Annotated in this window: 14 protein-coding genes; 11 read left to right on the forward strand and 3 right to left on the reverse strand. The window is 47.1% G+C overall.

Annotated features, from left to right (window positions below):
• Positions 1–243 precede the first annotated feature (243 nt).
• From FBF61_RS14180 to FBF61_RS14185, 3 genes are all read left to right on the forward strand, one after another.
• Positions 244–1,707, forward strand: coding sequence for a porin family protein (locus FBF61_RS14180; RefSeq protein ID WP_138478252.1), 1,464 nt, complete (start codon positions 244–246; stop codon positions 1,705–1,707).
• Between the two features lie 196 nt (positions 1,708–1,903).
• Positions 1,904–2,080, forward strand: a complete 177-nt coding sequence (locus FBF61_RS34640; RefSeq protein ID WP_166444527.1) for a hypothetical protein — start codon at positions 1,904–1,906, stop codon at positions 2,078–2,080.
• A gap of 61 nt (positions 2,081–2,141) precedes the next feature.
• Positions 2,142–3,563, forward strand: coding sequence for an alanine/glycine:cation symporter family protein (locus FBF61_RS14185; protein ID WP_138478254.1), 1,422 nt, complete (start codon positions 2,142–2,144; stop codon positions 3,561–3,563).
• Here FBF61_RS14185 and FBF61_RS14190 read toward each other — a convergent pair.
• Positions 3,560–5,029, reverse strand: a complete 1,470-nt coding sequence (locus FBF61_RS14190) for a HAMP domain-containing sensor histidine kinase (protein ID WP_138478256.1) — start codon at positions 5,027–5,029, stop codon at positions 3,560–3,562. The genes FBF61_RS14185 and FBF61_RS14190 overlap by 4 nt on opposite strands.
• A gap of 1 nt (position 5,030) precedes the next feature.
• Positions 5,031–5,735: a response regulator transcription factor gene (locus FBF61_RS14195; RefSeq protein WP_229215048.1), complete on the reverse strand. Its 705-nt coding sequence runs from the start codon at positions 5,733–5,735 to the stop codon at positions 5,031–5,033.
• Positions 5,736–5,874: 139 nt separating this feature from the next.
• Here FBF61_RS14195 and FBF61_RS14200 point away from each other — a divergent pair, with 139 nt between their 5' ends.
• From FBF61_RS14200 to FBF61_RS14225, 6 genes are read left to right on the forward strand one after another with little or no spacing between them, the layout of a single operon-like run.
• On the forward strand, positions 5,875–7,161 hold the full coding sequence (locus FBF61_RS14200) for a spondin domain-containing protein (RefSeq protein ID WP_138478260.1): 1,287 nt from the start codon (positions 5,875–5,877) through the stop codon (positions 7,159–7,161).
• A gap of 47 nt (positions 7,162–7,208) precedes the next feature.
• Positions 7,209–7,676, forward strand: a complete 468-nt coding sequence (locus tag FBF61_RS14205; RefSeq protein WP_138478262.1) for a YHS domain-containing (seleno)protein — start codon at positions 7,209–7,211, stop codon at positions 7,674–7,676.
• Positions 7,677–7,691: 15 nt separating this feature from the next.
• Complete coding sequence (locus FBF61_RS14210; protein WP_138478264.1) at positions 7,692–8,135, forward strand: YHS domain-containing (seleno)protein; 444 nt, start codon at positions 7,692–7,694, stop codon at positions 8,133–8,135.
• Positions 8,132–8,530, forward strand: coding sequence for a DoxX family protein (locus FBF61_RS14215; RefSeq protein ID WP_138478266.1), 399 nt, complete (start codon positions 8,132–8,134; stop codon positions 8,528–8,530). Before FBF61_RS14210 ends, FBF61_RS14215 begins: the two co-directional genes overlap by 4 nt.
• A gap of 56 nt (positions 8,531–8,586) precedes the next feature.
• Positions 8,587–9,093 (forward strand): DinB family protein, encoded by a 507-nt coding sequence (locus FBF61_RS14220; RefSeq protein ID WP_138478268.1) that lies wholly within the window; start codon positions 8,587–8,589, stop codon positions 9,091–9,093.
• Positions 9,081–10,889, forward strand: coding sequence for an NRDE family protein (locus FBF61_RS14225; protein WP_138478270.1), 1,809 nt, complete (start codon positions 9,081–9,083; stop codon positions 10,887–10,889). The genes FBF61_RS14220 and FBF61_RS14225 overlap by 13 nt, the downstream gene beginning before the upstream one ends.
• Here FBF61_RS14225 and FBF61_RS35405 read toward each other — a convergent pair.
• Positions 10,847–11,191 carry a four-helix bundle copper-binding protein gene (locus FBF61_RS35405; protein WP_138478272.1) on the reverse strand — a complete coding sequence of 115 codons (345 nt, stop codon included), beginning with the start codon at positions 11,189–11,191 and terminating at the stop codon, positions 10,847–10,849. The two genes, FBF61_RS14225 and FBF61_RS35405, sit on opposite strands and share 43 nt — an antisense overlap.
• Positions 11,192–11,404: 213 nt before the next feature.
• Here FBF61_RS35405 and FBF61_RS14235 point away from each other — a divergent pair, with 213 nt between their 5' ends.
• On the forward strand, positions 11,405–11,980 hold the full coding sequence (locus FBF61_RS14235; protein WP_138478274.1) for a DJ-1/PfpI family protein: 576 nt from the start codon (positions 11,405–11,407) through the stop codon (positions 11,978–11,980).
• Positions 11,981–12,086: 106 nt separating this feature from the next.
• Positions 12,087–13,103 (forward strand): LacI family DNA-binding transcriptional regulator, encoded by a 1,017-nt coding sequence (locus FBF61_RS14240; protein WP_166444528.1) that lies wholly within the window; start codon positions 12,087–12,089, stop codon positions 13,101–13,103.
• Positions 13,104–13,212: the final 109 nt, after the last annotated feature.

Genomic DNA, 13,212 nt, shown 5'->3' on the forward strand with positions numbered 1-13,212 from the left:
ATTATCAAGTTTTTATTTTACAGAGTCTCATAATCATGCCAGTGAGTACCTTAACATATGCCTGTGCGGGCATCAGAGTATCGCAGCGCATCATTGTTTATTTCATTCATAGGCATGGTATTTTACAACCCTTAGGTAGCTTCACCAGTGCAACTTCCCAATTTCGGCGAATTATTCTTGTCAAGTTCTACCATCTCATTGGCTGACTGCACTGGTTAATTTCTTCATTAAATAAACATCCCTATGAAAGCCAAACTTACCCATTTGTTAATTTCTATGCTGTTTGCTGCACCTGCATTTGCACAACCTACCTACAAAGATTCTTTGCAAGCTTTAAATAACCAGCAGAAAGTGATTGAGTTGAGCAAGGAGATCAACGAAAAGAAGATCGAGGTCGCTGAAAAGCAGAACGATTTACAAAAGAGACAAGTACTGATGCAAGAAACGGCGGAAAAAGCTCAGGCGTCAGCAAATGCAAACACGGTGGCTGCCAACCAGCTGACCGAAAACCCACAAGACAAAAAGTTAGCGAGAAAAGCCTCCAGTGCTGCCAATGATGCCCAGCGTGATGCAAAAAATGCCCGGAAAGCATCTGACAACTTTGACAAGCTGAATGAGGAAATCGCAAACCTTCAAAAAGAAATACAAGAAAAAGAGCAAGAGATGGCTTCGAGTGTCAGGATAACTGCCCCGGCTATAGAGACATCCATTGCAGAAACTGCTGATGTCCCACAGACAAGCGCTTCGCAGAGCACTTCGTCGATCCAGTCTAGCGCCAATGCACCATCTGTTATACAACGTAACATGACGCTAGACCCCAATGCGGGCAGCACTTCTGAGGTGGCACAACGTGTTTTGGAGTCGACTTACAAAAATTATCCGCAGCAGACCGGACAACCGACCATTATCATAAACAACATCATTGTTCCATCTGACTACAATGGTCAACAATCCAAGGAAGCCCAGGCTGTCAAAGAACGGATAGCAAATCAGGGAAACGATGATTACGAAGATTATAAAGCTTGGCTAAGATACAAGAATGGTCAACCATCTGCCCCAAGCTCTGCACCTTACTCTTCCGCTCCACGTCGATATGAATCAGGTGATAACGAATCAACAGATAAAGATTCGCGACTGGGTTTCAGGGAAAGGTTCGGAGAAAAACCGGAAAGAAATTCAGGGATGTGGGTAATTCCAATGGTAGGAATCCATGCTTCGAATTTTAAGGCCGACTTTCAGGATGATCAGTATGAAGGACGGGCAGGTTGGAATGCGGGCCTTGATTTCCGATTCAGGATGCGCAGGTTTTTTATTCAGCCAGGTGTACATTATTTCAGCTCATCCATCGATGTCACCAGCGAGGATAGCATTTCGACAGCACCACTTTTAACCGGACCACGAATCCATTCTTTAAAAGCGCCGTTGATGCTGGGCGTTTATCTTACCAAAGCAAAAGGCGGCTTTTTCAGGTTTAACATCAAAGGCGGAGTAGTGGGGAACTATGTCCTGAATGTCGACCAGAATGGGTCTGAGCGTTTCGATAAAGACAATATTGAAGATTTTTCTTACGGACTGAATGCGGGATTCGGTCTCGAATTTGGTTTTGTGACCCTGGATTTTTCACATGAATGGGGAATGAGCAAATTGTTTAAAGAAAGCAATCAGAAAAATAACATACTCAGAGCCACTCTGGGCTTCAAGCTCTAAGGTGTTAACCATTTATTTTCTCACTTAAAGAACTCAGTTATTATGAAAGCTATTAAGATTGAGGATAACAAAATCACAAAGTCGAAAAAGCTACTTTAAGCTGCTTTTTGGGCCTTTTTATCAGCTCAATCTCTTGTACAAAGCAAAAGAAGGACGATGAAAATATGGATAAACAAGTACTACGGACGCCATTGAAGTGAAAGAAAACAATAGTACAGTGGCAGAGTATGTCACATTTGTCAAGAATGATCAAAACAAAATGGCGCTTGACCATGCTTATGCTAGTGAGGCACTTGAAAAAATGACATCAGCAGTTAATGCCATGGCTGGTGATGTCATTTTGATATTAAAGGGGTTACCCAGGTTTAAATAAATTTCGCTTTATTTGGCATTTGGGCCTGTAAAATTCACCCTTCTAATTTTCGTCCTTTGAAATGGAGCAAATAGTTAATGCTATCAATGATATTATTTGGAGTAATGTTCTGATCGGCCTTTGTCTGGTCACCGGAATTTATTTTTCTTTTGTAACAAGATTTTTACAGGTCCGATATATCAAAGATATGGTTGCACTGCTTTTCAACGGACAGTCATCGACCAAAGGAGTTTCCTCTTTCCAGGCATTTGCGATCGCCATTTCAGGCCGCGTGGGCACCGGTAATATCGCTGGTGTAGCCACAGCCATCGCCATGGGTGGGCCGGGAGCTGTGTTTTGGATGTGGGCAATTGCATTTTTGGGTGCCGCATCGGCGTATGTCGAAGCAACGTTGGGACAGATTTACAAGACTGTTCAGGATGGCCAGTATCGCGGCGGTCCGGCTTATTACATTGAAAAAGGGCTTGGTATGAAATGGTATGCCAACCTTTTCGCCATTGCCACGATTGCAAGCACAGCCCTGTTTTTGCCAGGTGTACAGAGTAACAGCATTGCCACCAGCGCATTCAGCGCATTTGAAATACCGGTTGAAATCACCGGTGGCGCCGTTACGATTCTACTCGGACTCATCATTTTCGGAGGTGTAAAACGGATCGGAAAAGTGGCCGAATTTGTGGTGCCGTTTATGGCGGGCGCCTACATTTTAATGGCCTTGATTGTCATTGGCCTTAATATAACCGAAGTGCCCGGCGTTTTCGCACTGATCTTCCGCTCGGCATTTGATCTGGAACCGGCGTTTGGAGGGATTTTTGGGATGGCAGTTTTATGGGGGGTGAAGCGGGGTGTTTATTCCAACGAAGCCGGACAGGGAACTGCGCCCCACGCTGCTGCGGCTGCTGAAATCAGCCATCCGGCAATGCAGGGTCTGGTGCAGGCATTTTCAGTATATGTCGACACGCTTTTTGTATGCACCGCCACAGCATTAATGATTCTTTTCACCGGCCAGTATAACGTATTGAATCCCAAAGGTGGATTTCTCGTCGAGCACATTCCCGGCGCAGCGATGGGTGCCGAATTTACACAGTCTGCGATTAACGTACATTTCCCTGCGCTGGGCAGCGGGTTTGTTGCTGTGGCGCTGCTGTTCTTCGCTTTTACCACCGTGATGGCTTACTATTATATTGCCGAAACAAATCTGAGCTATCTGCTGAAAGGCAAGAACAGCAAAGGTTATCTGTGGGCACTGAGAATCCTGATCATGGCCGCTACCTTTTACGGTTCAGTGAAAACGGCCGCACTTGCCTGGACGATCGGCGATATCGGGGTTGGCTTAATGGCATGGCTCAACATTATTGCCATTCTTTTACTGCGCAAACCAGCGCTACTAGCCCTCAAAGATTATCAAAATCAGAAAGACGCGGGTAAAGTCCCTGTTTTCAAACCTGGGGAGCTTGGCATTAAGAATACCGAGGAGTGGCATTAGCGTGAGAATAATACAAACTCAAATGCGGCGCCGTTTCCCTGCTCGCTGAAAACGCGGATGGAGCTTTGGTGTAATTCAAGGATCTTGCGGACGATCGCCAGGCCCAGCCCGATGCCTTTTGCCGAAGCTGCTTGCAAGTCTGCTTGTTTGTAGCGCTCAAATATCTGCTCCTGATATTCTTTGGCAATGCCTACGCCCGTATCTTCCACTCTGATCCTGACACCATCGCCTGCCTCAGACAAGGCAATTGAAATCTGCCCGCCGTCGGGGGTGAATTTGAATGCATTATCCAGCAGGTTTTGGAAGATCCGCTCCGTCAGACCAATATCCGCGAAAACAGCAGGAAGAATGCCGGATGTGTCGAGTTTCAAACGGATATTCCGCTGTTCGGCTTTCAGCTGATAGGCACTGAGAATGTCGGAAACCAGCTCTCCAATCGGAAACAGCTCCTTTTGCGGTTCAACCACATTTGATTCCAGTTTTGAATATTGAAACAGCTGGTCAACCAGCATAGAAAGCTTTTTGGTGCCTTCCAGCACAATTGAAAGATAACGTTCGGTTTCGGGGCCGGACAATGTTTCGCGTTTGATCGCCAGCGTTTCGGCATAACCCTGCATGATCGAAAGCGGCGTCCGCAGGTCGTGAGACACATTGGCGATCAGTTCCTGCCGAAAGCGGTCGGTCGCGGTAATTTTCTCAAAATTCTGCACAATAACGTCGGCCATTTCATTGAAAGTAGAGGTCAAAACGCCCAGGTTTCCCTTTGCATACCCATGTATACGCGCCGAGTAATCGCCATCTTGAAAGCGCTTTACCACGCCTGCAATGCTGCAAATGCTGTCGGTGATCAGAAAAAATGTGACTATGCCGACAACAAACGCACCCAGCAATGCCGCGAAAAAGATGTAAAGAGCTAGCCTGAAATTGAGATCACTATTCAGTGAGCCCAGGATTTCCTGTTGCTTTTCACTGGCGAGTACCGCATAGACATAACCTGCCAGCTTCCCGTTTTCCAGAACCGGGGCTGCCGAAAAGATACTGGCCTCGCCCTGATGCTTGGGATTGTCGCCCAACGGCCGGTGGTTGTCGTCGGCAGCCAGCCACTCATGCACTTTATTCATATCCACTTTTTTCATGTGAACGGTCGCTTCGGGCACTACATAATCCGTGATATTTCCAAGTGTATCAAGCAGATACACCTCTATGCTCGGGTTGGCCACCATTGTGGAATGGATAATGTCGTGGGTGACGGTCGTATCGGGTCGGCCGTTTTTGATCGGTTGCGTAAAAGTGGCCAGGTGACCGGCAATATCACCATAAAGCTGCTGATGTGCGGCCATATAGTAGGTTTTGGAAAACCGTGAGCCGATGAGTACGAACACAAGCGCAAGTACCAGCAGCAAACTGGCAAAAACGGTGCTGATCTTCCAGAATAGCAGGTTACCGCTGATGGTTTTTACAGACATATCACAATTCTTCGTTAAACCGGTAGCCAATGCCCCAGGTAGTAAGTATATAGGTTGGGTTCGACACGTCGGTTTCTATTTTTCCTCTCAGCCGGTTGATATGCGTGTTGACCGTGTGTTCATATCCTTCAAAATCATAACCCCAAACGAGGCTCAGCAACTGTTTGCGGCTGTAACTCCTGCCCGGATTGGAGGCTAGTAGTACGATCAGCTCAAATTCCCTGGGTGAAAGCTCAATCCGATCTCCTCGCAACATCACCTTGCGTTTGTCTACATCAATTTCCAGGTCGGCAATGGTTATCTGTGCAGATTGCGGCGAGCTGTAACGTGCTTTTTCTTCATTGCGCCGGAAGATCACGCGTACCCGGGCAATAAATTCCCGCACGCTGAATGGTTTGGTCAGGTAATCGTCCGCGCCGGTTTCCAGCCCCATCACCTTATCAATTTCCTCCGATCGCGCAGTCAGCATCAGGATCGGCGTCTGCCTGTCGCTTTGCCGGATCTTCCTGCACACTTCCATACCATTCAGGCCGGGAAGCATGACGTCGAGAATGATCAGTTCGAATGTCTCGGCCAATGCTCTGGTTAGCCCGTTCTGCCCGTTTTTTTCAGCGCTGATTTTGCAGCCCAGGTCCGACAGATGGATCGTCAGCAGCTCGGTGATAGCGCTGTCGTCCTCAATGATCAATACATTTTTTGAGTCCATGCCGTGCCGTTTTTTTACAAAGTATATAAATAAAACAGCGCGATAGGCCGCTGTGATACTTTTGTTATAATTCCGTGACTGCGGCGGGATATCGTCTTTTTTGCTTTGCATCATTCAAACACGCAAAACTGACAACGACATGATCAAATCAATGCTCGGGCTTTCCATAACAGCCCTTATTTTATCTTCCTGCACCAAAGACCACGAACCGCAACCGACAGCCCAAACGATCACCATCGAGAATGTGCTCGACAGCAAACCATTAGTCCAGTCGGGCACCTTCCAGGGAGCGGGAACACCGCCGGTGATCCTGCCAGGACAGTCGGTATCGATCTCTTTCTCAGCGGCGAAGAACCAGCGGCTTACTTTTGCGACCATGTACGGATGGAGCAACGACCTGTTTTTTGCACCGGAAAATCCGGGCATCAGGCTTTATGGCGACGACGGAACGCCCATTACCGGTGACGTGTCGGCACAGGTTAAGTTGTGGGACAATGGCAGCCGGATAAATGCCGCTCCGGGCGCCGCGCTCGTTCACCCAGGAACTGCCGAGTCCGCACCAATAAATATTAAGGAAGTAAAGGGCACTGACGACTATGGGCATACATTCCTTCCGGCGGCACAATTGATGAATGTTTCGCTGAAATACGACGGTAATTCAAGATTTACTATCACATTAAAAAACGAGTCGGGTGGCACTGCCAATGAGACGCCGTTCAGTCCCGGCGTGTGGGCGATCTCTTACACCGCCGGCACCGACTTTCTTCTGCCCGAACCGATTTATTCCAGCGGAAAAGCCACCACGGAAGGATTAACCCGCATTGCGGAAGCAGGCGACAATGCGCCAATGAGCGCGATGTTAACCTCGCAGATAGGCATTTTCACGCCACTCTCGCCGATCTTGGTGGTGGTTTACAGCGGAAGTGAAAATCCATTTTTCAAAGCAGGTGAAAACGACCGGGGCGAAGGATTAAAAGAACTGGCGCAGAAAGGCAATGCCGACGTGCTGGCAGCCGCACTAAAAAACAAAATCGGGATCAAAAATGTGTACGTGCTCAAAGAACCCACCAGCACTGTACTGCTTCCCAAGATCGGTGGTAATGCAGGAGGCAAGGTCTCTCAGCAGCTGACGCTGGCACCCGGCGACCGCATCGCGATAGCGACCATGTACGGATTTTCGAACGACTGGTTCTTCGCTACGCACGGCAATGATATCGATGCCAATGCAACCGGCGACTTTTCCAGCTCGGTAACACTGTATGATAACGGAACGGCCATCGACCAGTTTCCAGGTGCAGGCATTACGCAGTTCAACCTGGCCGGAACTCCGTTGACTGAAAGCAAGGTTATAGCGCCCGTTCCAAATCCTAACCCTTTCACCACGCTGCCAGCGATCAATAATATCGTTAAAGTAACGCTTCAATAACCATAGTGGCCCCCGGCAGTACGCCGAGGCTTTTATCCCAATCATTTATGAAAAAACAAATTGGCATACTACTGTTCCTATTTCTCATTTCAGGCCACGGTTTCGGCCAAACGGCAGAAGTACGCAAACAGCAGTTTAATCTTGAAAAATCAAGCCTGGCCATCCAGGGCTATGATCCGGTCGCTTACTTCACAAGCCACAAGGCACTTGAAGGAAAAAAGGAGATAACCACCATGTACAACGGAACCACTTACCGGTTTATCTCGCAGCAAAACCGCGAGGAATTTGCAAAGAACCCCGCCCGCTATGAGCCTCAGTATGGAGGCTGGTGCGCCTATGCGATGGGTAAACAGGGCGAAAAAGTGGAAGTGGATCCGGAAACTTTTAAAATCCTGGACGGTAAGCTCTTTCTTTTTTATAACAAATATTTCAATAATACGCTCAAAAGCTGGAATCAGGACGAGAGCCGTCTGAAAGGCCGGGCTGATCAGAATTGGGCGCGGTTTGTACCTTAAATTTTCCAAATCACAATGAAAAGATTCATTCTAATAGCAGCATTCATATTGTCCGCATTGGGCAGCTACGCCCAGCATTCAGAGATTTTTGCACCCGACGGAAAGGCCATTAAAGGCTACGATGTGGTGGCGTTTTTCAAAGAAGGCAAGCCGGTCGAGGGAGTGGACAGCCTTGTTTACAAATACAAGGAATCAGACTGGCTTTTCGCGAGCAGCGCCAATCTGGAAGCCTTCAAAGCCGAGCCCGAAAAATTTGTTCCCCAATACGGCGGCTACTGCGCTTATGGTACTTCCGAAGGTCACAAAGCGCCCACCCAGGCAGAAACCTGGACCATTGTGGACGATAAGTTATATTTCAATTACAATATGAAAGTGAAAAACAGCTGGTCTAAAAACCAGGAACAGCGCATCGAACAGGCGGATGTGCAGTGGCCACTCATTAAAAATTCGAAGCCATGACGACCAGGAACCGTAACAGATGGTCGTGGGTGCTGAGGCTGGTAGCCGCAGGGATCATGCTGCAAACGCTTTACTTCAAGTTTACAGCTTCGCCCGAATCGGTTTATATCTTCTCACAAGTCGGTATGGAGCCGTGGGGACGCATTCTGGTGGGGATTTTTGAGCTGGTCGCATCGATATTGATCCTCATTCCACGGACTACGCCTTATGGCGCGTTGATCGGCATGGGTGTTATGACCGGCGCATTGTTTATGCACCTTACACGTCTGGGCATTGAAGTGCAGGGTGATTCTGGCCAGCTTTTCATCTACGCTTTACTGGTGCTGTGCAGCTGCCTCACATTAGCCTATTGGTATCGCGGCAGCCTCTCGGGAATCAATGTGCAAGGAAGATAATAATAAATCCTGCCGTGCCGGCGCGGCAGGGTTACCAGATCATTAAAAAAAGCCTTATGAATAGGAAAATAACAGATTCAGTTACATCGGTGGTGGAACAGATCGACAACATGCTTCATGAGCTGAGTGATGCGCAATTCTCAGTCAAACTAGAGGTGCTCTCAGGCGCTTCAGTAGGCGAACATGTCAGGCATGTGATCGAATTCTTCCAGGAGCTTAGTCAGGGTTTCCAGACGGGTTGCATAGACTATGATGCCAGGCGCCGGGATAAAGCCATCGAAACGCAGCGCCAATACGCAATTGTACGATTGCAGGAAGTGGCGGCCAGTTTAAAAACTGAAAACAAACTGCTTCACCTCGCATACACAGACACATCTTCGGGCCTCGAATGCCAAATCCTGACCAATTATGAAAGGGAGCTGATCTACAATCTCGAACATGCCGTGCACCACATGGCGTTAATGAAAATCGGCGTGCTGACTATTGCCGACATCCGTCTCCCGGACCATTTTGGTGTTGCCCAATCAACCATTCAATACCGGCAGGCCCAATGTGCACAGTAACCTATGTCCCAACTGCCAACGGCGTGTTCCTTACCTCGAACCGTGACGAGCGCGCGGACCGCCCGGCAGCCTTGCCGCCGCAGACGTATGATTCGGGGAATAAGTCAATTGTATACCCCAAAGACACGCAGGCGGGCGGCACGTGGATCGCGTTGCGTGACGGTCACTCGGCGGCAGTTTTGCTCAATGGTGGTTTTGAAAAACATACGCGTCAAACAACATACCGGCAAAGTCGCGGGATCGTGATGCTTGAAATTATCAGCTCAGATGAGCCTGTCGAAAGATTTGACACTATTGAACTGGACGATATAGAACCATTTACATTGATTCTTTTTTATGAACACCAATTGCGGCGCTGTACCTGGGATGGAAAACTAAGGCACATAAACTTTTTAGATCCAGGCAAAGCGCATGTTTGGTCATCGTCGACATTATATGATCGTACCGTGCAAAAACAGCGTGAGAGTAATTTGAAAGAATGGCTTAGTGAAGAGTCTTTGATCACCCCCGAAAAAGTGCTTTCCTATCATCTGGGCGATGATTTAAAATACGAGACCTGCCAGACCCGTATGGTGCCAAATATGCGAACGGTAAGCGTCACCTTGCTGGAAATTTCTTCGGCTGGTCAAAGCAGGGTACACTACCAAGATCTTCATTCGGAAAAAAATCTTCATAAGCCGTTTGAAACCAGAAAACATCATTTTGACAACTTTTATTGGAAAACGAAAAGGTTCCTGATCCGCTTACAGCATTGGGAATACTGGCCGTTCGAATGCGTTTACTTACCGCTTGTGCCGTTGTGGCTGTGGCTCAGTGTGCGCGCGAGGTCTCTTTGGTTCTTCAGCGCAGCTAATCCCGGGATTGAAAATTCCGGTTTTATCCATGAACGCAAGAGCGATATTTATCCGCTGCTTCCTGCCGGATACTACCCCAAAACTATCCTGTGTAAGGCCGGAATGTCGGTCAATGTAATCGAATCGCTTGTCCGGGAATCATCATTGACATTTCCCTTAATCGCCAAACCCGACATTGGAGAGCGCGGCCTGCAAGTGAAGCTGTTGCAGACGGCTGATGACCTGCAAGATTATCGACAAAATAGCAGAGTAGATTTTCTGTTGCAGGAATATATCAATTATCCCCAAGAGATCGGCGTTTTTTATTACCGGTTTCCCGGAGAAGATCGTGGACACATTTCGGGCATTGTCGGAAAGGAATTTTTGATTGTGACGGGTGATGGTAAAAATAATCTGCTGACATTGCTCATGCAAAATGAAAGGGCCGTGCTGCAACTTCCGGCATTGTCCAGAACATACGGTAATCGATTTGATGAAATCCCGGCTGCGGGCGAAACGCTGAACCTGGTTCCCTACGGCAATCATAGCCGCGGCTGCAAATTTGTTAATCTTCAGGACCGCATTACTCCCGAACTGATCGGCGTGATCGATCGTGCGTGCAAACAGGTCAATGGCTTCTATTTCGGCCGCCTCGATATCCGTTTTAGAAGCTGGGAAGAGTTGACAGCGGGGCGAGACTTTTCGATTATTGAGTTAAACGGGACCGGCAGCGAGCCCACGCACATATACGATCCGGAACATTCACTATTCCATGCCTGGAAAGAAATTTACGGGCACTGGAAAGTCGCATTTCAAATTAGTATGGTGAATGTTAAGAGGGGCGAACAGCGGCTAATGACTTTTAAGGAGGGTATTGAAATGTATCGTTCGCACCAATTGTATCTAAAAATGCTTAATGCTCACACCGATGTTGCCATCTCCTCGCAAATGTCAGCACAATGACGACAGGCTTCTGCACACTCGTGGCAATGATCCATACCCATTTGGGCATGTTGCTCACATTCTTGCGCGCAAGCTATGCAGGCATCGGCACAAACTCTGCATAAATGTGCACTGAATTGGCTTCCCAGGCTCATTACTTCGGCAGCGCTTCGGCAGATGGCGGCGCATTCAAGATCAAGCTGTATACATTTAGCAAGATTTTTCGGGTTTTCCTCTTTTAAACACTCAGTTGCACAATAACTGCAAGCCACCGCGCAAGCAACACAAGCATCAATACAGTCCTTAAATTGTTGATTTGCCATGATTTTCCAGAGCTAGTAGTATATTTTAAAGCCTGAGAGTCTTCTCGTTTCGCGGATCATCGTCAATCAACTTAATTAAAAAATCTGGGAGTGATTAAAAGGATTGCAATCAGGATCTAACTGTATATTTGGGTAGGTCGCCCTTCGCACTGACTTTTGATTTTTTAGCCCGGTAATGGCCCTACTAACACTTAATGTCCTAATTTTTTTATTATGAATCGGAAAATCCTGATCGTCACCGGAGATGGTGGCGAAAGTTATGAAACCCTCTATGCCGTTCACCGTTTTCAGGAAGAGGGCGATATCGCTGTCATTGCCGCACCCAGCAAGCGTCGGCTCAACCTGGTCATGCACGATTTTGAAATCGGTTGGGATACGTATGTAGAACGACCTGGCTATTGTCTTGCTTCGGACCTGACCATTGAGGAAGCAAGAGCTGACGATTTTGACGCAATCCTGCTGCTGGGCGGCCGTGCCCCCGAGTACTTGCGCAACTATGCTCCGCTGCTGGAACTAGTCCGCGATTTTGACCGGCAGGGAAAATGGGTCTTCGCCATCTGTCATGGGATCCAGATTTTGGTGACGGCCGGACTAGCCAGGGATCGCAGGTTAACAGCTTATGAACATGTGCGTACAGAAATTGAGATGGGCGGCGGTACGTATTGTACCCAACAGTCTGTCCGCGACGGAAATATAGTTACCGGACAGACCTGGCAATCTCACCCTGAGTTTTATCGGGAAGTCTTTGCCTGTTTTAAAAACGCAGAACTCGTTGATCGGACGGTTTGATGTTTTGTGAAAAATATTTGGGAAAAATTTTGTCAACCTTTGCTTTAATCGTTTAAAGTAATTATTCTTGTCCTATAATTCTATTTTACCTATAAATATTGATAAGTTGGCGAAGGTTGGCTTAAAGGATATCGCTGAACAAGCCGGCGTTTCGATTGCGCTGGTGTCTTACGTGCTGAATGGCCAGGCTGTCCAAAAGCAGGTGAACCATGACACAGCCATTAAGATCAAGCAGGTGGCCAAAGAGCTTAACTACCAACCTAACCAGATAGCAAAAAGTCTTAAAACAAATAAGACGCGCACAATAGGGTTAGTTGTAGCGGATATCAATTACCGGTTTAGTACGGGGATAACCAGGGCAATAGAAATAGAGGCAAAGAAAAACCACTTAACGGTGATTTATGGTAGTTCCAATGAAAACCGGGAAAACCTCGCCGAGTTGATTACGACATTTATTAACCATCGGGTAGAAGGTCTGATTGTGGTGCCCGTTGATAATTCGCAGGAAGAAATCAGGATGATCCAGAGGGCAGACATTCCGTTTATTCTTGTAGATAGAAATTTTCCCGAACTGGAAACCAATTATATTACCCTGGATAATTACAAATCGGCCTACAATGCAACAAAACATCTGATATCACTTGGGCACAGAAAAATTTCATTTATCAACTACAGTACTACTTCATTTCATTTCAAGGAGCGGAACAGAGGATATATGGATGCGCTGAAAGACCATCAAATTAAATTTAATAAGAATTGGCTTCAAGAGGTAAGCAACAGCAACAGGGACGAGGAGGTGCCTGTTGCGATGAATGCAATTCTAAGCCTGGATGAACCTTGTGACGCGGTTTTTTTTGCAACCGATACGCTAACGCTTAACGGTTTGAAATACCTGATCAAGCATAACATTAAAGTGCCTGATCAAATCTCGGTGCTTAGTTTCGACGAATCCGAGGCATTTGAGCTATTTTATTCATCTATCACGCATTCCCGGCAACCGTTGGACGAAATGGGTAAGCTCGCTGTAAAGAATTTGTTAAATCTGATCAATCATAAAAAAATTGAAATGCATGTGCATTTGGAAGCGAGTCTTGTTCTGGGAGATTCGTGCTATAAAAAATAATTTTTTTACCATTTACTTTAAACGTTTAAATTTTTAAACTTATTGTATATCAGCTAATTGTAAAAGACAAATGAAGAATTTAAAGCCTCTGGTTTTGGGATTATTCCTA

Source organism: Dyadobacter bucti, assembly GCF_005869225.1.
Taxonomy (GTDB): Bacteria; Bacteroidota; Bacteroidia; order Cytophagales; family Spirosomataceae; genus Dyadobacter; species Dyadobacter bucti.